This is a genomic window from Ruegeria sp. N11 (assembly GCF_056531525.1).
The window spans coordinates 34,442-55,588 of record NZ_JBQFLX010000015.1; the positions used below are offsets into that span (position 1 = coordinate 34,442).

The following is a 21,147-nucleotide window of genomic DNA, read 5'->3' on the forward strand; positions in this document are numbered from 1 at the left end:
ATGGGGAAATTTGGCGCGCGCCTCGCCGGCGGGTCTGAATTGTCCGCAGCCTGCCGGCACTGCCGGGTGTGCCTGGTCGCACCCGGCATGTGCTTTATCTGAAATTTGTGTTTAAATCCCGGCAGAAAGGAACCTCGATCATGAGCCGACGCCTTCTGATCGTCGAAGATGACGAAGAGACACGGGACTTTATCGCCAAGGGGTTTGGCGAAGAAGGGTATGTTGTCGAAACTGCGGCGGATGGCCGTGAGGGGCTGTACCACGCAACTGACGGAGGATTTGACGCTGTCGTCCTTGATCGGATGTTGCCGGGTCTTGACGGGCTGTCCCTGATCAAATCCATGCGCGCCGCCGGGTTGAAGACGCCCGTTCTGATGCTGACCGCCATGAGCGCTGTTGACGAGCGCGTCAAAGGCTTGCGCGCCGGTGCCGACGATTATCTGGTCAAGCCATTCTCGTTTCAGGAACTGCATGCTAGGATTGAGGCCCTGTTGCGCCGCCCTCAGGAAGCCGAAGAAAACCCGACCCTGAACTGCCGGGACCTTGAAATGGACCTGTTGACCCGCAAAGTCACGCGCGATGGGCGTGAAATTTCCCTGACCCCGCGCGAGTTCCAGATCCTGGAATTCTTCCTGCGCCGCAAGAACCGCGTGGTATCCCGCACCATGCTGTTGGAAGGCGTGTGGGATTATCACTTTGACCCCAATACCAATGTCGTCGATGTCCATATCTCGAAACTCCGCCGTCAGTTGGATGAAGGCGACGCCCAGCCCCTGATTGAAACTGTCCGGGGGGCCGGTTACATGATCTCTGATGGCTAACCTGCGACTGTCCCTGCGAAATTCCCGTACGCGGCTTGTTTTGGCCAGCATGATCCTCAGCACATTGCTGACTGCGACTGTTCTGGGACTGGTCTATTTGACGGCAAACAGAACGATCGAAGGCGAAACCCGGTCTGTCGTAACCGCCGAGCTGACCGGGCTGGCGGACGAATACGACAGACGCGGCATGATCGGATTGATATCAGCCATTGATCGCCGTCTTGCGAACGCCGCCGAACGCGACGCTTTGTATTTGTTGACGGACAGGTTTGGAACACCTCTTGCCGGTAATCTCGCACAATGGCCCGACGATGTGACTGCAGGCAGCGGCTGGGTCGATCTTCAGGTGCGGCAAACCGAATCTGATCAGTTTGTTCCGATTTCGGCGGCATCGGTCCGGCTACCCGGCGGTGAAAGGCTTCTGGTTGGACGGGACGCGTCGGCCAGACAGCAGTTCGACCGTGTTCTGTTTCAATCGCTGGCGTTGGCCCTGGCCATTGCACTGGTCCTGAGCCTGCTGACCGGATGGTTGTTAACCCGGCTGGTGTTTTCCCGTCTCAAGGATGTTGCGGATACTGCGGATAACATCGTGTCCGGCGACCTGAGCCGCCGAATTCCTATTCGCGGCACGGGGGATGAATTCGATCAGGTCGCAGGCACCCTGAACAACATGCTGGACCGGATCGAAGAACTGATCAGCAACCTGCGCACGACATCAAACTCGATTGCCCATGATTTGCGGTCGCCCCTTTCGCGGCTACGGCAAAGGATCGAAGCCTTGACCGATCCCGGCAAGAGTGATCTGGACCGAGAAGTCGACATCGCCCGCGCGACCGGTGAAATCGACCACGTTTTGCGGGTTTTGGGTCAGTTGACCGAAATTTCACGCGCCGAGGCCGGTCTGGGCCGGGAACAGTTCGAACCAGTTGACCTGCAACAGTTGGTGAGCGACGTGGTGGACCTGTACGAGCCTGTCGCGGCGGATCAGGGTATCCGACTTAAGGTTTCCGGCGAAGCAAAGCCTATTCAGGGGCATCGCCCATTACTGTCCCAGGCTTTGTCAAACTTACTCGAAAACGCGATGAGATACGCGCCCGAAGAGTCTGATATTACGATAAACCTGTCCGGAATAAAGGATTACGTTCTTCTTAGCGTCAGAGACCAGGGCCCCGGTGTTCCGCCCGAGGATCTGCCGCGCCTGCAACTGCCATTCGTCACGCTCGATCCCGCACGCACCGAACGCAATTCCGGACTGGGTCTGGCGCTGGTCGCGGCGATTTCGCATATGCATGGGGGCAAATTCTCGGCACGCAATTGCAATCCGGGGCTTGAAGCAACACTGACGCTGGCGCGAAAGGGTTAGTCGGGAATCCCGTCAATCGCCATCATCTTGTTTTTGTACCGCTTGTCCCCGGTCACATCTGTACCGAACCAGCTTGGCGGCCTGAACCCTTCTGCTTCGGCTTCCGATGTGAACTCGACCTCGACCAGAGACAAGGGCGCAAGATCGCCCAGAAACACGTCCAGCTCAAACACCCGACCATCCGGCAACTCCCCGGTGTAGCGCTCTTTTTCGACCCTGCGGCCCTCGGTCTCGGGCCAGAAGGTGTTGAATTGTTCGGGTGTGATTTCAGCCTCTCTTTCCACACGCACCATTGCACCCTTTCCCTTCAGCGTCAGGTAATGAACGCCGTTCTTCTGACGCAACCGCAGTTCGGTGGAATCGTCTGGCGCAGTCAGATAGCCCTGCCGCACCAAGGCCTTGCGCGTTTCTGTCAGATCAGGCCGTTCAGCCACCAGAAACTTGCGTTCGATTTCCGTGCTCATGCCAGGGCCTCCAACTCGTCAAACAGCGCCTTGTAGGCCCGACTTGCCACGCTCGAGCGCGCATATACGCTGACAGGCGCGCGGTGCTTACCCATGCGCTCAATATCGGCTGCGAAGGGTATGACCGTTTTCATGAACCTCTTGCGATACAGCTTTCGCATTCCATCCATCGTTTCCAGATGCAGGGTCTTGCGCCGTTGCAACATGGAAAAGAAGGCCTTCAGCTTCTTCTTGGGCAGTTTTTGCTGTTCAAAAAAACCGATTAGCTGATCGAATGTCCGTTCCGACAAGGTCGTCGGAATAACCGGAACGACAATCTGATCGGCAGCCTTGAATACGTTCTCGGACAATGTCGAAAAGTTTGGCGGACAGTCCAGAATGACCACATCATAGTCACTGCCCGCCGCAACCAGGGCTTTCTTCAACCGGGATCTTCTGTTTTTCATTCGCGACAGGAAAACATCGAAATCGCGATAGGTCAGGTTGGCAGGCAGGACGTCCATCCGGTCAAAGTCGCTGGCGCGGATCGATTTGGTAAACCGTTCCACATCCTCGAAGAATCGTGCTTCAGTCAGCTTTTTTGACGGCTTTACCCGCAGGTAGAATCCTGACGCCCCTTGGGAATCCAGATCACACAGCAGCACGTTTTGACCCGAACGCGCATAAGCATAGGCAAGATTGACCGAGGTCGCGGTTTTTCCCACACCACCTTTGTTGCTGTAGCAGGCAATGGTTTTCAATCCTCAGTCCCCCTTATGATGAAACAAGCTGCGGAATAGATGCCGGATGTCCGGGCTGTCAAAATGGTTGAAATTGGCGATCACACGATCCCGTTCGGATTTTTGCCGCTGATCAAGCACCGAAATCAGCCCACCAGCGGCCAAGGCCATTTGGGCATCCACCCGGCCTTGTGTGTTCGACTGTTTAGTCACAAACCCTAGCAGCGCGTCCTGCTGGACTGAACAGTCATTGAAACGCCCCAGATTATCTTGCAACTTTTTCAATGGCTTGATGATCGACTTGAATGCCTTTTCATAAAACAGCGGTGCAAAGAATTCCATAAGATACCTGAGTTTCTTGCAGTCAATCCTGAGATCGTGGACCGCTTTATCCGGGGTCATGGGGGATATACGCCGCGCCCTTTTGCAAACCTTGCGGTAGCGTTTCCAGATCAGGGCGCAAGCATATTCATAAGCGCCGCGTTCGGCGTTGGGCCCCGGTTGCAAAGTCTGGGGAGCTGCAAGCAGCGCCGCAAGGTCATCCATCTGCTTTTGATAGGCTGCACTGCGGAACCGACGGGACAGGCTTGAAAGTTTCTGCGCACGTTCCGTCTGGAATTGCCGAAACATGGCCTCGGCACCATCATGAAGATTGGGCGGTATCAAGCTGAAATACATATCCTTTTCCAAAAGGTACACATCCAAGTCCCGCAGCCGACCGGTCGGGGCCATAAGGTCGGAAAATTGCCGCTTGAGGGCATTCGTATGCGCAGGTGAAAAGACCCCTTTGAACAGGCTGAGAACCGAGCGGACACGCCGCAACGAAACGCGGTAATCGTGAAGAAACTCGGTATCAATGTCGGCAATAACACCCGCTTCGTTCCGCCGCGCAACAGCCAGAAAGGTGCGCATCAGATCCACGGCAACCTCAATTGAAGGCTCTTCTTTTCCCAATAGTACGATAGGTTTGGATTGATACGGGGGCGTTTCAGGGAACAGAATGGGGTAAACGACATCAAGACCGCCTTCGTCCCCGGCCATTTCCTGCAATGCTGCGCAGATCGTTTCATAGGCGGGTTCATATCCGCGCAGGGAACGAACTCGCACCAGGGTCGCCTGCCTGTTTTCGGATTTCAGTGAAATCAGTTCGCCGCGTACACGCGTCTTTTCCAAATCGTTAACTGCGGCAAATTCCTGGATTTCCAAATCTCCTGCACCAAGGTTCATCAATGCACGCAGCTTTGGAAATCCGTTCAATGCATCACGTACCGGACCGTCCGATAGATCCTGAACGAACTTTCCCGTGCCTGTGCCCTTCTGAACCGGAAATCCTCCATTGCCCTGCAAAAGCCGCAGTGTTTCGACGACCTCCAGCAAGATCGACCCTGCCGTTCTGAGCGATTGATCGTGGCAATCCAGCCAGTTGAAGGACTGCGGCGGAGTCCCTCCTTCAACCCGTAAGGCCAGCCCTTTCAGGCCCTTGTTGAACGCGAACGGGTCAAACTTCCCGTCAACAACGTACACTCCGGCCAGCCGTACCATCAGAACCCGTGCTTGCGAGGCATGCGGGGCCCATCGATCAAAAAAGTTTCCATGATTTCTGTCTCACTCACTTCTTCGACCACCCGGCTTTCGCGACATTGTATTCGGCTACCGATTGTTACCGGTTTCCTTGATTTTCCAACATCGGAGACTGCACGACAATATGACAGCATGAAACCGTAGCTTGGGTGATCAGGCAAGAATTGCGTCAATGTTATCCTTCAGACCGGCGACACTCCATCAACCGGATGACAGCATCGCGGCGTCCAGATAAGACTTGGGCATGTCAGATCCTGTTTCATCCATCCGCAACCTCGGCCCTGCCTTTGAACAGGCATGCGCACGCGCTGGAATTCATTCGGCGCAGGAGTTGCGCGAACTGGGGGCCGACGCGGCGTATGCCCGGCTGCTTCAGGCAGGATCACGACCGCATTTCATTGGCTACTATGTACTTGTCATGGGATTGCAGGGCCGCCCCTGGAACGATTGCAAAGGCGAGGAAAAGAAAGCGCTGCGTCAAAGGTTCGATGCGATCAAGGCCAATACAAAGACCGCCCCGCAATCGAAGTTGGTTTCGGACCTCGACGCCATCGGAGTGCGCATCACGTCGAATGACCTCAAGCCAGTTTGAACAAAAAAACCGCCCCCGAAACCAGAGGCGGCCTAATCTGTTCACCAAAGTGGTGGCTTAGCCGACCAGCTCGATGCCCGAGAAGAAGTAAGCGATTTCAACCGCTGCTGTCTCAGGTGCGTCCGAACCGTGGACCGAGTTTTCGCCAACCGATTCAGCGAACTCGGCGCGGATGGTGCCAGCTGCTGCGTCTGCAGGGTTGGTTGCGCCCATGACTTCACGGTTCTTTGCAATGGCGCCTTCGCCTTCCAGAACCTGAACAACAACCGGAGCCGACGACATGAATTCGCACAGTTCGTCATAGAACGGACGCTCGGCATGTACTTCGTAGAACTTGCCGGCTTGTTCCTTCGTCATGTGGATGCGCTTTTGCGCAACGATGCGCAGGCCGGCTTCTTCGAACTTGGCGTTGATCTTGCCAGTCAGGTTGCGGCGGGTTGCATCGGGTTTGATGATCGAGAATGTGCGTTCCAGTGCCATGTCGGCCTCTCCTTACTATATGACGCGGACCCGCGCCGAAATCTATCGCGCGCCGCCTAGCATGGTCTGTCCCTTAAGAAAAGCACTATGATGCTTTGCGGATCAGATCGTGTCGGGCAACGGGTCGCGCTGGTCAATCCAGCGCACATAGAGCACGGCAAGAAGGCCCGCGAAACTACTGACGCCCATCATCCCCAGCACGATGAAGGGTGCGTTTCCGGGGGTGACCAGTACCCCGGTGGCCGAAGTCAGGATTGCGCCCAAGGCCACTGTCATAGCGCCCGAAAGACCTGCTGCGCTGCCTGCAAGCTGGGGCCGCACTGACATCAAGCCAGCGGTCGCGTTGGCCACGGTCAGCCCGTTCCCAAACCCGACAAACACGGCGGAACCAAAGAAGGACCAGACAGTCCCCACACCCCCTGCAAAGGTCATCAAGCCGACCAAGGGGCCGACCGAAGCGATCACTCGCCCGGCAAGAATCAGGGTGCTCAGTCTTGTGCGGGCTGCAAGCCGTCCGGTCAAAAAGCTTCCGGCCATGAACCCCATCGTGATGATCCCGATTCCAAGCCCCAGCAAGGCCGGGTTCAGATCGAACCACGTGGCCGCAACAAGCGGCGCACCGGTAATAAAGGCGTAGAACCCGCCGATGGAAAAGGCGGCACAGAATGAATACCCCCAGAACCGTCGCGAGTTGAACAGCAGCGGATAGAGCTTCATCTGGGCGGTGAAGGTTGCGGTTGTGTTGGTATTGGTCTCGCCCAGATCGACCCAGACCAGCGCCAGAAGGCCTGTTCCCATCAGGAAATACAGAACAAATCCGGCCCGCCAGCCGAACAACATCTCAAGCACTCCGCCCAGCATCGGGCCAAGCATTGGCGCCAGTGCCATGGCCATCGAGACATAACCCAGTTTGCTGGCGGCCTCATTGGGAGGATGCATGTCGCGGATGGCGGCGCGCGCCAGAACCTGCCCCGCGATAACAGCGCCCTGCAACATACGGAAACCCAGAAACGCCCAGATCGATTGGGCCATGGCGCAGCCGATCGAGGCGATGACGAAAAGTCCCATGCAGCTCAGCAATACCGGCCTGCGACCGAACCTGTCGGACAAAGGCCCCATGATCAGTTGCAAAACCGCAGACAGCGCCAGGTACCCTGCAACAGACAGGTTCACGAGACCGTAATCTGCCTGCAAGTCCTCGCCGATATGAGGCAGAGATGGCAGAAACATGTTCAGCGACAGAACCGACAACGCAGTGATCAGGACCAGCGTGATCAGGGATGGAGGCGTTCGCGCGGGTCTCATTCAACAATCCGTTCCGGGTGAAATCATGTCAGCGCTATCACATTGATCGCGTGCTGAACATGTCAAGCTGCTGGCGGCCAAATTCACCCTCTGTTATGAGCGGCTCATGTTACGGATTGAAGACATAACCTACGCGGTAGAAGGCCGTCCCCTGTTCGACGGGGCCAGCGCAACAATTCCTGACGGCCACAAGGTGGGTCTTGTTGGGCGCAATGGCACCGGCAAGACCACCCTTTTCCGCCTCATCCGTGGGGAACTGGCGCTGGAATCGGGAAACATCAAGCTGCCCAGCCGCGCGCGGATTGGCGGGGTGGCACAGGAAGTCCCCTCCTCCGATGTTTCGCTGATCAATACGGTTCTGGCGGCCGACATCGAACGCAGCGCGCTGTTGGCCGAGGCTGACGCAGCCACCGACCCGGCGCGGATTGCCGATATCCAGACCCGACTGGCCGACATCAACGCCTGGTCGGCCGAGGCGCGCGCGGCTTCGATCCTGAAAGGACTGGGTTTTGACGATGAAGACCAGTTGCGGCCCTGCTCGGATTTCTCAGGCGGGTGGCGGATGCGCGTTGCACTGGCGGCGGTGCTGTTTTCGCAACCCGATCTGCTGCTGCTGGACGAACCGACCAACTATCTGGACCTCGAAGGTGCGCTGTGGCTGGAAAGCTACCTGGCAAAATATCCGCATACGGTCATCATCATCAGTCACGACCGGGGTCTGCTGAACCGCGCTGTGGGATCGATCCTTCATCTGGAAGACCGCAAGCTGACCTATTACGCGGTGCCCTATGACAAATTCGCCGAGCGTCGCGCCGAGCGGCTGGCGCAGGCCGAATCCGAGAACGCCAAGGCCAAGGCGCGCATCGCCCACCTGCAAAGCTTCGTGGACCGGTTCCGGTACAAGGCCTCTAAAGCCGTTCAGGCCCAATCGCGCCTGAAAATGATCGAACGCATCCAACTGGTTTCGACCCCGCAAGAAGCCGCGCTACGCGCATTCTCCTTTCCTGAACCCGAGGAGCTATCTCCTCCGATCATCCAGATCGAAGGCGGCGTGACGGGCTATGGTGAGACCGAGGTTCTGCGACGTCTGAACCTGCGCATCGACCAGGACGACCGCATTGCGCTGTTGGGCAAGAACGGTCAGGGGAAATCGACCATGTCCAAGCTGCTGTCCGACCGCCTGCCCCTGATGGCCGGCAAAATGACCCGCAGCAACAAGTTGCGGATCGGCTATTTCGCCCAGCATCAGGTGGATGAGCTTTATGTTGATGAAACGCCGCTGGATCACTTACGCCGCCTGCGCCCAAACGAGGCGCCGGGCAAGTGGCGATCGCGTCTGGCCGGGTTCGGTTTGAACGCCGATCAGGCCGAGACCGTGGTCGGCCGCCTCTCGGGCGGACAGAAGGCCCGCCTGTCGCTTCTGATCGCAACGATCGACGCTCCGCATATGCTGATCCTCGACGAACCGACAAACCACTTGGACATCGAAAGCCGCGAGGCGCTGGTCGAGGCGCTGACTGCATATTCCGGCGCGGTTGTTCTGGTCAGCCACGACATGCATTTGCTGTCGCTTGTCGCAGATCGGCTTTGGCTGGTATCGGACGGCACGGTCAAGCCCTTTGACGGCGACCTTGAAGCCTATCGCGCCATGCTGCTGGCCCGAGAAAAACCGCTCAAGGGAAAACCGCAAGCGGCCAAACCCAAACGCCCGTCGCGCGAGGCGATGCTGGCCCTGCGCGCTGATCTGCGCAAATGTGAGGACCGGATCGAGAAGTTGAGCGACATGCACGAGAAGCTGTCGGCCAAACTGGCAGACCCAGCGCTGTATGAAGACGACCGGATCAACGATCTGGAATCCTGGAACCGCAAATTTGCCGAGGTTGTCGAAGCCATGCAAAAGGCCGAGACCTTGTGGGTTGCGGCCGCCGAACGACTGGAACAGGCGGAATCCGCATGACCCCACCCGTCAAGGACACCAATGCGATGATTTCCGGCATGCGCCCCGTTTTGCAGCCCGGTGCGTTTGCCTTTGTGGTCTGGCCTGACAACAAACCCTGGCCTGACGGAACACGTGCAAGCTGCGTCGAAGCGGAGGGGTTGTCCCTGATCGTCCCGATTGACAGCGCGCCACAAGACACGGTCGCCATGCACTGCATCACATTGCAGGTTCATTCCTCGCTGGAGGGCGTGGGCCTTACCGCTGCCGTATCTGGTGCTTTGGCGCGGCAGGGAATACCTGCAAACATGGTCGCGGGATATCACCACGACCACATCTATGTCCCCGCAGCGCAGTCGCAAGACGCCTTGCGTGTCCTACAAGACCTGCAACGGAGCAGCAAACAGTGATAGACAGCGCATTCCTGATTACCGCGTTCACGACGCTATTCGTGGTGCTCGACCCGCCTGCGCAAACACCGATCTTTGTGGCGTTGACCCAAGGCATGGATTGGAACACGCGCCGCTCGATCGCAATCCGCGCGTGTCTGACGGCGGGCGCCATTCTGGCCATGTTTGCCGCCTTTGGTGAAGCGCTTCTGGGGTTTGTCGGTATCTCGATGGAGGCATTCAGGGTCGCCGGTGGCGTCCTGCTGTTCCTGACAGCGCTCGACATGCTGTTTGAACGCCGAACAAAACGGCGTGAAACCAGCGCCGAAGAAGAAGAACACCCCGATCCGTCGGTTTTTCCGCTGGGCATTCCGTTGATTGCAGGTCCGGGCGCGATTGCAACGATGATTTTGCTGGCAGGACAGCAGCCCGGCATACAGGGGCTGGCCGTCGTCATCGGTGTGATGCTGGTCGTGCTGGCGATGGTGTTCGTGATGTATCTGACATCCGGCGCTGTGGCCCGTGTTCTGGGCAAGACCGGGCTGAACGTACTGACCCGCCTGCTGGGCATGTTGCTGGCCGCGTTGTCGGTTCAGTTCATCCTGGACGGTCTCAAGGCCTTTGGATTTGCGTCCTGAATCCCCATATATCACTCAGGTAATATTGTTGGGATAACAGTATGGATGGCGACAGCATTGCACGTTTGGCGTATCTGAGCCTGCTCGGCGCAGCGGTGGTGGCCTGGTTCATCTCTCAGAACCGGCAATCGCTGAACAAGACCTTGCAACAGATGATGGCCTGGGTGTTCATCTTTATTGGCGTGATAGCTGTGGTGGGCCTGTGGGAAGACATCCGTTCAACCGTGGGCCCTTCGGCGCAGATGTCCGTAACCGGCGACACGGTTGAGGTTCCCCGGTCTTATGACGGGCACTATTACCTGCCAGTTCTGGTGAACGGAGAGCCGATTACATTTCTCGTCGATACCGGAGCCAGTCAGATTGTCCTGAGTTCCGCAGACGCAAGGCGCGTCGGCATTGATCCGGATCAGTTGAACTATTTTGGCCGCGCCGCCACCGCGAACGGAGAAGTCCGGACAGCGCCTGTACGTCTGGACAGCCTCGAGCTTGGCCCGATCGTAGACCGCAACATCTCGGCCTGGATCAACGAAGGCGAGCTGCATCAGTCCCTTCTGGGCATGGATTATCTGCATCGTTTCTCGAACATCCAGTTTGCCGATGGCCGTCTGATCCTGTCTCGTTAAATAGCTTCCGGGATCACATCCGATCTTGAGAACAAAACAAGAACATGCTAACCTGACGGCATGTCTGCACACCTTCTCGGCCGCAAACCCGCGCGCGAGGCGCCGGGGATAAAACTGCACCCTCAGATCACCCTGCAACTGGCCCGCGTGCACGAGGCCTGCGGCCCTGCCCGACGCAGCTTTGCCATGTGGCTGGCGGGTCAGGCACAGGGGCCGGTGCTGTGGATTTCCCCCGGGTGGGAGCCCGGCCAGTTGAACCCTGACGGGATGATGCCTTTTGCCGACCCCGCGCGTTTCCTGTTCGTCCGCCCCAACCGCGCCGAAGACCTGCTGTGGTGCATGGAAGAGGCGTTGCGCAGCGGGGCCATCCCGCTGATCATTGGCGACCTGCCCGGTGCGCCCGGGCTGACACCGGTACGACGGATGCATCTGGCCGCAGAACAGGGCGGCGCGATGGGGCGGGCACCGCTCGGGCTGCTGCTGACACCCGGCGATGGCGGCGCGCAAGGTGTCGAGACGCGCTGGCACATGGCGGCGAACCACAAGGGCGAGGCCCGGTCCTGGACTCTGACCCGCCGCCGCGCCCGCGCCCTGCCCCCGGTCAGCTGGCAAGCCACCCAGACCAAACCGCGCGCGGGCCTGCACCTGCACCGGACCGAAGCGCAGGATGTTCCGGCCTGATCGGGCCATTCACGAAGGATGTGATTGGCCAAACACAAAGCCGGGCTCTAGCTGAGGGTCAGAGCTAACCAATCCACCTCAGGGCCCCGATGTTAACCAGACAAGTCAATTTCCAATGCAAATACGGCACCGCATGACGCGCCTGACCCGACGCGACGTCTTGGCCGGTCTGGCCGCAGCAGCCCTGCCGCACCCGGCACAGGCGGCCCTGCGCCCTTACGAACTAGTTCCAGACGGAACCACAGTCAGCTTTACATTCGACCTGGCCGGAATCCTGCAATCCGGCACCATGCCGATCCGGTCGGCCAGCATTGCCCTTGACCTGTCAGACCTTGCCAACAGCAAGGTCGATGTCCTCATGGATGTTGCCAAGGCGCGAACCCGAATGCCCATTGCAAAAGGACCGATGCTGAGCGCGAGTGTGCTGGACGCCAGCACCTATCCGACCATCCGTTTCAGATCGACCCGCATTCAACTTGGCCAAAGTGGCCGAATCTCAGACGGCGCGCAAATTACCGGCGATCTGACCCTGCGCGGCATCACACGTCCGATCACACTGCAGGCCGCGCTGTACCGTCAGCGCGGCACTGCGACCCAAGACCTGAACGAATTGTCGATCCGCCTGCGCGGCGCCCTGAGCCGGCACGATTTTGGCGCGTCGGGCTATGCCGATCTGGTGCAGGACACAGTGGGGCTGGACATTCGTGCCGAAATCAAAGGTAAAGACTGAAGGGATTTGACAAAAACGACTCCGCAAGGTCGATAACGTGCGTGAAATCCCGGCCTGGACAGTCAAGTTGAGAACATCATGCGTACACTCATTTCCTTTGCGGCCCTGTTTCTTTCTGTCATTTTACTACAACTGTCGACAGGCGGCGTGGGTCCACTGGACGCAATTTCCGGTCTGACGCTCAACTTTACCACCGAGCAGATCGGTATGCTGGGTTCGGCCCATTTCCTGGGCTTTTTCGTAGGATGCTGGTGGGCTCCGCGTCTGATGGGCAACGTCGGCCATTCCCGCGCTTTTGCCGTGTGCACCGCGCTGGGGGCCATGGGGCTGATCGGACACACACTGACTGAAAATCCATATATCTGGGCCGCGTTGCGCGTAGCCTCGGGCACATGCGTTGCGGGAAGCTATACGGTGATCGAGGCATGGTTGAACGCCAAGGTCACGAACGAGACACGCGGGCGCGCCATGGGCACTTATCGCATCGTGGATATGGGGGCGTCCCTAAGCGCTCAGCTGATCATCGCGGTCCTGCCGCCTGCCTCTTATGTCTCGTACAATTTGCTGGCCATCCTGTGCTGCGCCGCGTTGCTGCCGCTGACGTTGACCCGGGCCAGCCAGCCCAAAACACCCGACGCGCCGCGACTACGACCAAAACTGGCCTGGAGCAGCTCTCCATTGGCGGTGGCGGGCGTTATTGTGGCCGCGCTGAGTTCTGCATCGTTCAGGATGGTCGGCCCGGTTTACGGGCAAGAAGTGGGTCTGGGCGTGGATCAGATCGCGTTCTTCCTGGCCTCGTTCGTGCTTGGCGGGGCGTTGGCGCAATACCCGATGGGATGGCTTGCGGACAAATACGACAGACGCTGGGTACTGATCTGGTTGTCCTTCGCGGCGGTGCTCAGTTGTGGGGTAACGATGGCGGCTAGTGACACAGGCACAGTAGGTGTCATGCTGGCTGCAGGACTGTTCGGCTTCACGACATTCCCGATCTTTTCGGTGTCATCCGCACACGCCAACGATTTTGCCACAACCGAACAGCGGGTCGAACTTTCTGCGGCCCTGATGTTCTGGTACGCCCTTGGCGCAATCGCCTCGCCCTATGTCTCGTCTACACTGATCCAGGAATTCGGTCCCGGAGCGTTGTTTGCCTTTGTCGCGCTGGGCCATGTGTTCCTGATCGGGTTTGGCCTGGCTCGGATGAGATCGCGGCCAACGCCGGAAGAACGGACCAACTATGTCTATGCCCCCCGCACCTCGTTCACGGTCGGCCGTCTGCTGAAACGATCGCGTGAAGGTCGATAAAACAAGGGCCGGGAAAGTCCCGGCCTGGGTTCGACAGTGTTCGGCCTGCGCCTTTTCACGACGTGCCGCGGCATAGTTGGTTGTTCAAGCAGTCGTGTAAGAAACTAAGCCCCGGACGCTAGTCCGAAGGCGGAGAAGACGGGATCATTTCATCCAGAATTGAACCTGCTTCATATCCCAGCAGATCAACTTCCATTCGCCCCGGATCTCCGAAAGCCCAGGCCCCCACGTGACGTTGCATTCTCTCATAGCCGACGAAATCAGCCATCGCCTTGTTGCCATGCGCATTTTCCGCAAACATGACCTGGCCCGCCGCAACTTTCTGCGGCATCACGCGCTCCAGATACAGTTCCACGACATTGGTCCCCGTAACATTGGACCCGCCGTGATGAACGACATACATTTTGTCCCAGTCTTCTTTACTGATAGCGGCACGCGCATCTGACACGGCCTTGTGCAACGTGGACAGCTCGGCCCGAGCCGCTTGGCGCATGTTGGCCGCCCAAACCGGACGCATCTCGTTGATCGCGTTTGCTACGTCCTGCCGCGTGAGGGTGCCGCGCTTGACCGCTCCGCTGGTGAAGGTGCGCGCGGCCTCAAGCATCTGTCGTTGTCGGGTAATCTCGTCTTCAGGCAGGTCAAGGCCCTCCAGCGACGGCAACAACGTGTCGATTTCTTGCGCAATGGCTGCAAAGTCCTTTTTCCACCTTGCATCAGCATCATCTTCCTCGGGCCAGGGGGTGACGGCACCGATTATCCCTAAAAGAACGTGGGATGTGGACTTGAATATCAGATAGTTTGGCGCGCCCCTGGGAAAGGACACCTGACCATTCTCGGACAGGATCGTGACATCCCGCGCGATCACCATGACCGGTCGGGTCTGTGACGTCAGTGCATCCTGGCCACGGCGGAAAACCGACAGCATCGCCTTGTCAAAGCTTTCAATCGCATCCATGGCTTTGCTTTGGTCAGCCTGAACACTCGGCGTGGCGAATACTGTCAGACACAGAATGGCGGACACCTGTTTCAGGCGATGAACCCCGAATAGCTTCATTTCAAACCCCCGTTAACAATTTGCGCGACCATCATACATGGTCCGAGACCACCGCGCGAAGGCCACATTGCTTCTGCACTTACGCGTCGTTTCGGGCGTCTATCGGTGTAACCGGTCTTTTGCTGGCGAGATTCATACTGTAGACGGGCGCGCAGACAGATACGCGGAAACGGAAAATGGCTCGGATTCTCATCACCTCGGCGATCCCTTACATCAACGGGATCAAACACCTCGGCAATTTGATCGGCTCGCAACTGCCTGCTGATCTTTACGCACGCTACCAGCGTGGCCGGGGGAATGAGGTCATGTTCCTTTGCGCCACCGATGAACACGGGACACCGGCCGAACTGGCTGCCGCCAAGGCAGGAAAACCGGTCGCGGAATATTGCGCCGAGATGTACGGCATTCAGGCCGATATCGCCAAGCGGTTTGGCCTGAGCTTCGATCACTTCGGACGCTCCTCCAGCGAGCAGAACAAGAAATTGACGCAGCATTTTGCAGGCAAACTGGATGACGCCGGGCTGATCCGCGAAGTCAGCGAGAAACAGGTCTATTCCAACGCCGACAAACGGTTCCTGCCCGACCGCTACATCGAGGGCACCTGCCCCAACTGTGGCTACGAGCGCGCGCGCGGTGACCAGTGCGAGAACTGCACCAAGCAGTTGGACCCGACCGACCTGATCGAGCCACGCTCGGCCATTTCCGGCTCGACCGATCTGGAAGTGCGCGAAACCAAACACCTGTATCTGCGTCAATCAGCGATGAAAGACCAGTTGGATGCATGGATCGACAGCAAGACAGACTGGCCGATCCTGACCACATCGATTGCCAAAAAGTGGCTGCATGACGGCGACGGCCTGCAAGACCGGGGTATCACCCGCGATCTGGAATGGGGCGTTCCGGTCAAGAAAGGCGAACAGGACTGGCCGGGGATGGAAGGCAAGGTCTTCTACGTCTGGTTCGACGCGCCGATTGAATACATCGCCTGCGCCAAGGAATGGGCGGATGCGAACGGCAGGACCGACGCCGATTGGGAACGCTGGTGGCGTACCGACAAGGGTGCCGATGATGTCCGTTACGTTCAGTTCATGGGCAAGGACAACGTGCCCTTCCACACCCTGTCTTTCCCGGCAACCATTCTGGGATCGGGCGAGCCTTGGAAGATGGTGGACCATCTGAAATCCTTCAACTACCTGAACTACGATGGTGGACAGTTCTCAACCAGCCAAGGTCGTGGTGTGTTCATGGATCAGGCGCTGGAGATCCTGCCTGCCGATTACTGGCGCTGGTGGTTGCTGAGCCATGCGCCCGAAAGCAGCGACAGTGAGTTCACCTGGGAAAACTTCCAGCAATCCGTGAACAAGGACCTGGCCGATGTGCTGGGCAACTTCGTCAGCCGTATTACCAAGTTCTGCCGCTCGAAATTCGGCGAGGCCGTGCCGGAAGGCGGTGCCTTCGGCGACCGGGAACAGGCGCTGATTGAGGAGCTCACCAAACGTGTTCGCGCTTATGAAGGTCACATGGAGGCGATGGATGTCCGCAAATCCGCGCAAGAATTGCGGGCCATCTGGGTTGCGGGCAATGAATATCTGCAAGCCGCCGCCCCTTGGTCGACCTTCAAGGAAGACCCTGAACAGGCTGCCGCGCAGGTCCGGCTGGGTCTGAACCTGATCCGGCTTTATGCAGTTCTAAGCGCGCCGTTCATCCCCGACACCTCGGCCCGGATGTTGAGCGCGATGAACACGCTGGACACCGGCTGGCCCGACAATGTCGCCGACGCACTCAACGCCCTGCCCGCCGGTCACGCGTTCACAGTGCCCGAGGTTTTGTTCGCCAAGATCACCGACGAACAACGCGAAGACTGGCAAACGCGGTTTGCCGGAACGCGCACCTGACCGAACATCTATGTGAAATACCGAAACGGGGCCGCTTGAGCCCCCGTTTTTGTTTGGGCACCGACCTAAATGTACCAATCGGCGGAGAAATCTCTGCATGCATAGTGGAAGGGAACACATTCAAGACACTTGAGATATTGTCTTAAAGCGGCCATCCTGCCACGTAATTCCGCCGACTCAAAAAAGGCACACATGCCATCGCGGCGCCTAATCCATAGATTGAACGAGGCTCTTTCCATGTCCCTTGCAGCAAAGCACCCGATTTTCCGTAGCAGCGGAGCAGTCAGGACACTTGGCAAGTATTTTGCCGTTCTGGCCTGTTTGGGCATGGTACAACCTGCACTGGCACAGGAACAAAGCGACGCGCCGCCGCCCAAGGTTTCCATCGCGGCCGCCTATTCCGAGGAAATCACTGACGAGGCCGTGTTTATCGGGCGCGCCGAAGCCATCGACAAGGTCGATATCGTCGCCCGGGTCAGCGGGTTCCTAGATAGCCAGAATGTCGAGGACGGAGCCTCCGTGACCCAGGGCGACCTGCTGTTCACTATTGAACCCGACCTGTATCAGGCCACTCTGGAGGCTCGCAAAGCCGATCTGGATCGCGCCGAGGCCAATCTGGAACTGGCCAAGGTCGATCTGGCCCGTAAGGAAGAATTGTACAAGCGCGACGCGACGCCGGAATCGGAACGCGATATTGCCCGCGCCAACGAACTGGTCGCCGAGGCCGAGGTGAAAGCGGCCAATGCCGCCATTCAACAGGCAGAACTGGACCTGAGCTACACTGAAATTCACGCGCCTTTCACGGGCCGGATCGGACGGGTATCCACCAGTGTCGGCGACGTCGTCGGCCCGACCAATCCGCCACTTGTCAATCTGGTCAGCGAAGCGCCGATCTATGTCAATTTCTCGCTGAACGAAAAACAGTTCACCACGGTTCTGCAGGCCGTCGATGAAAACGCCTCATCCCTGGCCGAAAGCAACAAAAGCCCGGTGGTCAGGGTGACGCTGCCCAATGGCACAGAGCTGGACGAAACCGGCGAGATCGTATTTGTCGACAACCGCATTGACCCGCTGACCGGTGCCATCACCGTCCGCGCCCAGTTCGACAACGAAAGCCGCCTGATCCTCGACGGTGCATTCCTGAATGTCCATATCGAGGCATTGGAGCCCACCTTGCGGGTTCTGGTCCCGCAGGCTGCACTGCAACGCGATCAGCGCGGCGAATTCGTTCTGGTCGTCAACGACAAACAGATGGTCGAACAACGCTATATCACCACCGGCGATACATTCGGCACCGCCATCATCGTGCTTGACGGGCTGCGCGAGGGAGAAAGCGTCATCGTCGAAGGGCTGCAAAGGGTTCGCCCGGGTGTCGCGGTGGATGCGGTTGTCGCATCCGAGCAGCCGGGAGAATAACGGATGTTCTCAGCCCTGTTCATCAGCCGGCCCAAGCTGGCGCTTGTCATCTCGCTTGTTCTGACGATCATGGGCGGCATCGGCTACCTTGTCCTGCCGGTCGCCCAGTTCCCTGACATCACGCCACCTGTCGTCAGCGTCACGACGACCTATACAGGCGCGAACGCTGAAACCGTGGAAAACACCGTGGCCGCCCCGATCGAGGCGCAGGTCAACGGTGTGGACGACATGATCTACATGACGTCAACCTCATCCGATAACGGATCGTATTCGCTGAACATTACGTTTGAAGTGGGCACCGACCCTGACATCGCTTCGGTCAACGTGCAAAACCGCGTGGCGCAGGCCATGTCGTCATTGCCGACCGAAGTGACTGCATCCGGCGTGGTTACACAGAAAGCATCGACAAACATGTTGCTGCTTGTAACGCTGACATCGCCCAATGGCACTTATGACAGCGTCTTCCTGTCGAACTATGCCTCAATTAACCTGAAGGACGCGCTGGCGCGTGTGCAGGGTGTAGGTAAGGCGGATGTTCTGACCAATCTGGAATACGCCATGCGGATCTGGATGGATCCCGACAAGATGGCCGCGCTGTCCATTACGCCCGGCGATGTGATCAACGCCATCCGCGAACAGAATATCGAAGTTTCGGCAGGTTCAATCGGGTCGCCGCCCGTGCCGGAAGGACAAACATTCCAGTACACGATCAAGACCAAGGGACGCCTGACATCGGCTGCCGAATTCGGTGAAATTGTCATTCGGACCGGTGATGCGGGCTCGATCGTTCGGGTCCGGGATATCGCGCGAGTTGAACTTGGCGCCCAGTTCTACTCGGCTTCGGGGTATTTCCAATCTGTACCGGCCACCGTGCTTGGCATTTATCAGGCACCCGGAGCAAACGCGCTGGCCGTGTCCGAGCGTGTGCAGGCGGAACTCGAACGTTTGTCTCGCGCCTTCCCGACAGATGTCGAATATCAGGTGCCGTTCAACACCACCGATTTTGTCCAGCAGTCGCTGAACGATGTGGTCTCGACCCTGATCCTGACCTTCATTCTGGTGATCTCGGTTGTGTTCGTTTTTCTTGGCAGTTGGCGCGCAACGATTATCCCGGCTGTGGCGATTCCCGTGTCACTGATCGGGACGTTCGCCTTTCTGCTGCTTTTTGGGATGTCGCTGAACACGATCTCTCTGTTTGCATTGGTGTTGGCCATCGGGATCGTTGTGGACGACGCCATCGTTGTCGTTGAAAACGTCGAACGGATCATCGCGGACGAGGGCCTGCCCCCGGCCGAGGCAACCCGCAAGGCGATGGGTCAGATCACCGGACCGGTCATCGCGACCACTCTGGTTCTGCTGGCCGTCTTTGTGCCCGTGACTTTCATGCCCGGTATCTCGGGACGATTGTATTCACAGTTTGCCGTCACAATCTCGACCGCGGTGGTGATTTCGTCGATCAACGCGCTGACGCTTTCGCCCGCTTTGTGCGGCCTTGTGCTGAAAGAACGCTCTGGCCCGCCCAAAGGCCTGCTTGCCGTGTTTGAGAAATTCATTGGCACGGTACGCGGCGGGTATGTCGCCATTGTGCGCAAACTTCTGATCCTGCCGGTCATCGCGCTGGGTGTCATCGTTGCCCTTGCCATGGGTACCGGCACGATCATGTCGAACACGTCCAGCGGCTTTATCCCGCTTGAGGACAACGGCTATCTGTTTGTCGACGTTCAATTGCCGGACGCCGCCACATTGGAACGGACCGAAGCCGTCACGCGCCGTGTGGATGCGCAGATTCAGGAAATCCCCGGTGTCGCAAGCACGGTTCTGGTCAACGGGTTTTCTCTGCTGAACGGAACAATCACCAACGGTGCTGCGATCTTCGTAAATCTCGACAATTGGGACGATCGGCAAGAGGACGACCTGAGCGCAAATGCCATCCTTGCCAAAGTTCTGGCAATCGCAAACGGCGAATCCGCTGCATCGATCGTGGCGTTCAACCCACCGCCCATTCAGGGTCTTGGCATGTCCGCCGGTGTCGAGATGGAGGTTCAGCAGACCGGTGGGGGTACGCCCCAGGATCTGGCCTCGGCGGTAGGATCGTTCGTGTACGCAGCCAATCAGCGCCCGGAAATCGGTCAGGCCTATACCACTTTCCGCGCGAATGTCCCGCAGCTGTTTGTCGATCTGGACCGCGAGAAGGCCAAGACACTGCAAGTGTCCGTGGCCGAGATCTTTCAGACCATGCAGGCGCAGTTGGGGTCGTACTATGTCAACGACTTCAACCTGTTTGGCCGGGTCTATCGCGTGATGATCCAGGCGGACGGCACCTATCGCGACAATGTCGAAGACATCTCCAACCTGTATGTGCGGTCCACCAAGGGTGAGATGGTGCCTCTTGGCACTTTGATCGACGTCGAGAACGTGCTGGGGCCGGTCCTGCTGAAACGTCACAACCTGTTCCGATCCGCGACCGTGACAGCAGTACCCGCACCGGGGCTGTCCAGCGGCGACGCGATCACTGTGATGACCGAGGAATCGGCAAACGCCCTGCCCCCCGGTTACGCCTTCGAATGGACCGGGACCGCGCAGCAACAATTGGCGTCGGGCAGTCTGGTTATAGTGATCCTGGGACTGGCGATCCTGTTCGGCTACCTGTTCCTTGTCGGACAATATGAAAGCTGGACTTTGCCTGTCTCGATCCTGCTGTCTGTTATCGTCGCCCTGTTCGGAGCCGTCGCTGCAGTGGCCATCGTGGGAAGTGACATCAATCTTTACACGCAGATCGGGATGATCATGCTTGTGGGGCTTGCCTCGAAGAACGGCATTCTGATTGTCGAATTCGCGATGGAACAACGCGCCAATGGCCTGTCGATCAGAGACGCGGCGGCCGAGGCCGCATTCCAGCGTTTCCGCGCCGTGATGATGACCGCACTTTCGTTCCTGCTAGGCGTTGTGCCATTGCTTGCAGCCAATGGCGCGGGCGCGGCCAGCCAGAAGGCCATCGGCGTGGCTGTATTTGGCGGAATGCTGGCGGCAACGCTGGTCGGCGTCATTCTTGTGCCTGTCCTTTACGCTCTGATGCAAAGCCTGCGGGAATGGGTCAAGGGCACCCGGAATGATCCGGCTCCACCGAAAGAGACTGCATAAAACAGAACAAAGAAGCC

At 58.3% G+C, this 21,147-nt stretch carries 19 protein-coding genes; 13 read left to right on the forward strand and 6 right to left on the reverse strand.

Going from position 1 to position 21,147, the window contains the following annotated elements; translation table 11 throughout:
* The first annotated feature begins 140 nt into the window (after nucleotides 1-140).
* Both ACR0J8_RS16095 and ACR0J8_RS16100 read left to right on the forward strand, forming a co-directional pair.
* The gene (locus ACR0J8_RS16095) at nucleotides 141-821 is read left to right on the forward strand and encodes a response regulator transcription factor (RefSeq protein WP_170616300.1); all 681 of its coding nucleotides are present in this window, start codon (nucleotides 141-143) and stop codon (nucleotides 819-821) included.
* Nucleotides 814-2,184 carry a sensor histidine kinase gene (locus ACR0J8_RS16100; RefSeq protein WP_480891128.1) on the forward strand — a complete coding sequence of 457 codons (1,371 nt, stop codon included), beginning with the start codon at nucleotides 814-816 and terminating at the stop codon, nucleotides 2,182-2,184. The genes ACR0J8_RS16095 and ACR0J8_RS16100 overlap by 8 nt, the downstream gene beginning before the upstream one ends.
* On the opposite strand, the gene ACR0J8_RS16105 is transcribed toward ACR0J8_RS16100, so the two are convergent.
* From ACR0J8_RS16105 to ACR0J8_RS16115, 3 genes are read right to left on the reverse strand one after another with little or no spacing between them, the layout of a single operon-like run.
* Nucleotides 2,181-2,648: a CYTH domain-containing protein gene (locus ACR0J8_RS16105; protein WP_480891131.1), complete on the reverse strand. Its 468-nt coding sequence runs from the start codon at nucleotides 2,646-2,648 to the stop codon at nucleotides 2,181-2,183. The two genes, ACR0J8_RS16100 and ACR0J8_RS16105, sit on opposite strands and share 4 nt — an antisense overlap.
* A complete protein-coding gene (locus ACR0J8_RS16110) occupies nucleotides 2,645-3,388 on the reverse strand; it encodes a ParA family protein (protein WP_480891133.1) in 744 nt (247 codons plus the stop codon). The genes ACR0J8_RS16105 and ACR0J8_RS16110 overlap by 4 nt, the downstream gene beginning before the upstream one ends.
* Before the next feature lie 3 nt (nucleotides 3,389-3,391).
* Entirely contained in the window at nucleotides 3,392-4,909 is a 1,518-nt protein-coding gene (locus ACR0J8_RS16115) for a CHAD domain-containing protein (protein ID WP_480891135.1), read from the reverse strand.
* Nucleotides 4,910-5,192: 283 nt separating this feature from the next.
* On the opposite strand from ACR0J8_RS16115, the gene ACR0J8_RS16120 reads away from it, so the two are divergent.
* Nucleotides 5,193-5,540, forward strand: a complete 348-nt coding sequence (locus tag ACR0J8_RS16120; RefSeq protein WP_480526049.1) for a TfoX/Sxy family protein — start codon at nucleotides 5,193-5,195, stop codon at nucleotides 5,538-5,540.
* 57 nt (nucleotides 5,541-5,597) lie between these two features.
* On the opposite strand, the gene ndk is transcribed toward ACR0J8_RS16120, so the two are convergent.
* Nucleotides 5,598-6,020 carry a nucleoside-diphosphate kinase gene (gene ndk, locus ACR0J8_RS16125; protein WP_155143779.1) on the reverse strand — a complete coding sequence of 141 codons (423 nt, stop codon included), beginning with the start codon at nucleotides 6,018-6,020 and terminating at the stop codon, nucleotides 5,598-5,600.
* 102 nt (nucleotides 6,021-6,122) lie between these two features.
* Nucleotides 6,123-7,325 (reverse strand): multidrug effflux MFS transporter, encoded by a 1,203-nt coding sequence (locus ACR0J8_RS16130; RefSeq protein ID WP_480526048.1) that lies wholly within the window; start codon nucleotides 7,323-7,325, stop codon nucleotides 6,123-6,125.
* Nucleotides 7,326-7,431: 106 nt separating this feature from the next.
* Here ACR0J8_RS16130 and ACR0J8_RS16135 point away from each other — a divergent pair, with 106 nt between their 5' ends.
* The 7 genes from ACR0J8_RS16135 (at nucleotide 7,432) to ACR0J8_RS16165 (ending at nucleotide 13,624) form a co-directional block, all read left to right on the forward strand.
* Complete coding sequence (locus tag ACR0J8_RS16135; protein ID WP_480891139.1) at nucleotides 7,432-9,282, forward strand: ABC-F family ATP-binding cassette domain-containing protein; 1,851 nt, start codon at nucleotides 7,432-7,434, stop codon at nucleotides 9,280-9,282.
* Nucleotides 9,279-9,671, forward strand: a complete 393-nt coding sequence (locus tag ACR0J8_RS16140; protein ID WP_480891142.1) for an ACT domain-containing protein — start codon at nucleotides 9,279-9,281, stop codon at nucleotides 9,669-9,671. Before ACR0J8_RS16135 ends, ACR0J8_RS16140 begins: the two co-directional genes overlap by 4 nt.
* Nucleotides 9,668-10,288, forward strand: coding sequence for a MarC family protein (locus ACR0J8_RS16145; RefSeq protein WP_480526043.1), 621 nt, complete (start codon nucleotides 9,668-9,670; stop codon nucleotides 10,286-10,288). Before ACR0J8_RS16140 ends, ACR0J8_RS16145 begins: the two co-directional genes overlap by 4 nt.
* Nucleotides 10,289-10,329: 41 nt before the next feature.
* The gene (locus tag ACR0J8_RS16150; protein WP_321253383.1) at nucleotides 10,330-10,911 is read left to right on the forward strand and encodes a retropepsin-like aspartic protease family protein; all 582 of its coding nucleotides are present in this window, start codon (nucleotides 10,330-10,332) and stop codon (nucleotides 10,909-10,911) included.
* Nucleotides 10,912-10,971: 60 nt separating this feature from the next.
* Nucleotides 10,972-11,592: an ImuA family protein gene (locus ACR0J8_RS16155; protein WP_480526042.1), complete on the forward strand. Its 621-nt coding sequence runs from the start codon at nucleotides 10,972-10,974 to the stop codon at nucleotides 11,590-11,592.
* Between the two features lie 133 nt (nucleotides 11,593-11,725).
* Entirely contained in the window at nucleotides 11,726-12,322 is a 597-nt protein-coding gene (locus ACR0J8_RS16160) for a YceI family protein (protein WP_480526040.1), read from the forward strand.
* Nucleotides 12,323-12,400: 78 nt separating this feature from the next.
* A complete protein-coding gene (locus ACR0J8_RS16165) occupies nucleotides 12,401-13,624 on the forward strand; it encodes an MFS transporter (protein WP_170616260.1) in 1,224 nt (407 codons plus the stop codon).
* A 118-nt stretch (nucleotides 13,625-13,742) separates the two neighbouring features.
* Here the strand turns inward: ACR0J8_RS16165 and ACR0J8_RS16170 are convergent, their stop codons facing one another.
* Nucleotides 13,743-14,678 carry a hypothetical protein gene (locus ACR0J8_RS16170; RefSeq protein WP_480891148.1) on the reverse strand — a complete coding sequence of 312 codons (936 nt, stop codon included), beginning with the start codon at nucleotides 14,676-14,678 and terminating at the stop codon, nucleotides 13,743-13,745.
* A 176-nt stretch (nucleotides 14,679-14,854) separates the two neighbouring features.
* Here ACR0J8_RS16170 and metG point away from each other — a divergent pair, with 176 nt between their 5' ends.
* The 3 genes from metG (at nucleotide 14,855) to ACR0J8_RS16185 (ending at nucleotide 21,130) form a co-directional block, all read left to right on the forward strand.
* A complete protein-coding gene (metG, locus tag ACR0J8_RS16175) occupies nucleotides 14,855-16,573 on the forward strand; it encodes a methionine--tRNA ligase (protein WP_480891150.1) in 1,719 nt (572 codons plus the stop codon).
* Between the two features lie 237 nt (nucleotides 16,574-16,810).
* Entirely contained in the window at nucleotides 16,811-17,989 is a 1,179-nt protein-coding gene (locus tag ACR0J8_RS16180; RefSeq protein WP_170616254.1) for an efflux RND transporter periplasmic adaptor subunit, read from the forward strand.
* A gap of 3 nt (nucleotides 17,990-17,992) precedes the next feature.
* Nucleotides 17,993-21,130, forward strand: coding sequence for an efflux RND transporter permease subunit (locus tag ACR0J8_RS16185; protein ID WP_170616252.1), 3,138 nt, complete (start codon nucleotides 17,993-17,995; stop codon nucleotides 21,128-21,130).
* Nucleotides 21,131-21,147 lie beyond the last annotated feature (17 nt).

Excerpts from the sequence above, each read along its gene's own strand:
- ACR0J8_RS16095 (WP_170616300.1), top strand. The coding sequence starts at position 141 with ATGAGCCGACGCCTTCTGATCGTCGAAGATGACGAAGAGACACGGGAC.
- ACR0J8_RS16100 (WP_480891128.1), top strand. The coding sequence starts at position 814 with ATGGCTAACCTGCGACTGTCCCTGCGAAATTCCCGTACGCGGCTTGTT.
- ACR0J8_RS16105 (WP_480891131.1), bottom strand. The coding sequence starts at position 2,648 with ATGAGCACGGAAATCGAACGCAAGTTTCTGGTGGCTGAACGGCCTGAT.
- ACR0J8_RS16115 (WP_480891135.1), bottom strand. The coding sequence starts at position 4,909 with ATGGTACGGCTGGCCGGAGTGTACGTTGTTGACGGGAAGTTTGACCCG.
- ACR0J8_RS16120 (WP_480526049.1), top strand. The coding sequence starts at position 5,193 with ATGTCAGATCCTGTTTCATCCATCCGCAACCTCGGCCCTGCCTTTGAA.
- ndk (WP_155143779.1), bottom strand. The coding sequence starts at position 6,020 with ATGGCACTGGAACGCACATTCTCGATCATCAAACCCGATGCAACCCGC.
- ACR0J8_RS16130 (WP_480526048.1), bottom strand. The coding sequence starts at position 7,325 with ATGAGACCCGCGCGAACGCCTCCATCCCTGATCACGCTGGTCCTGATC.
- ACR0J8_RS16135 (WP_480891139.1), top strand. The coding sequence starts at position 7,432 with ATGTTACGGATTGAAGACATAACCTACGCGGTAGAAGGCCGTCCCCTG.
- ACR0J8_RS16140 (WP_480891142.1), top strand. The coding sequence starts at position 9,279 with ATGACCCCACCCGTCAAGGACACCAATGCGATGATTTCCGGCATGCGC.
- ACR0J8_RS16150 (WP_321253383.1), top strand. The coding sequence starts at position 10,330 with ATGGATGGCGACAGCATTGCACGTTTGGCGTATCTGAGCCTGCTCGGC.
- ACR0J8_RS16155 (WP_480526042.1), top strand. The coding sequence starts at position 10,972 with ATGTCTGCACACCTTCTCGGCCGCAAACCCGCGCGCGAGGCGCCGGGG.
- ACR0J8_RS16160 (WP_480526040.1), top strand. The coding sequence starts at position 11,726 with ATGACGCGCCTGACCCGACGCGACGTCTTGGCCGGTCTGGCCGCAGCA.
- ACR0J8_RS16165 (WP_170616260.1), top strand. The coding sequence starts at position 12,401 with ATGCGTACACTCATTTCCTTTGCGGCCCTGTTTCTTTCTGTCATTTTA.
- ACR0J8_RS16170 (WP_480891148.1), bottom strand. The coding sequence starts at position 14,678 with ATGAAGCTATTCGGGGTTCATCGCCTGAAACAGGTGTCCGCCATTCTG.
- metG (WP_480891150.1), top strand. The coding sequence starts at position 14,855 with ATGGCTCGGATTCTCATCACCTCGGCGATCCCTTACATCAACGGGATC.
- ACR0J8_RS16180 (WP_170616254.1), top strand. The coding sequence starts at position 16,811 with ATGTCCCTTGCAGCAAAGCACCCGATTTTCCGTAGCAGCGGAGCAGTC.
- ACR0J8_RS16185 (WP_170616252.1), top strand. The coding sequence starts at position 17,993 with ATGTTCTCAGCCCTGTTCATCAGCCGGCCCAAGCTGGCGCTTGTCATC.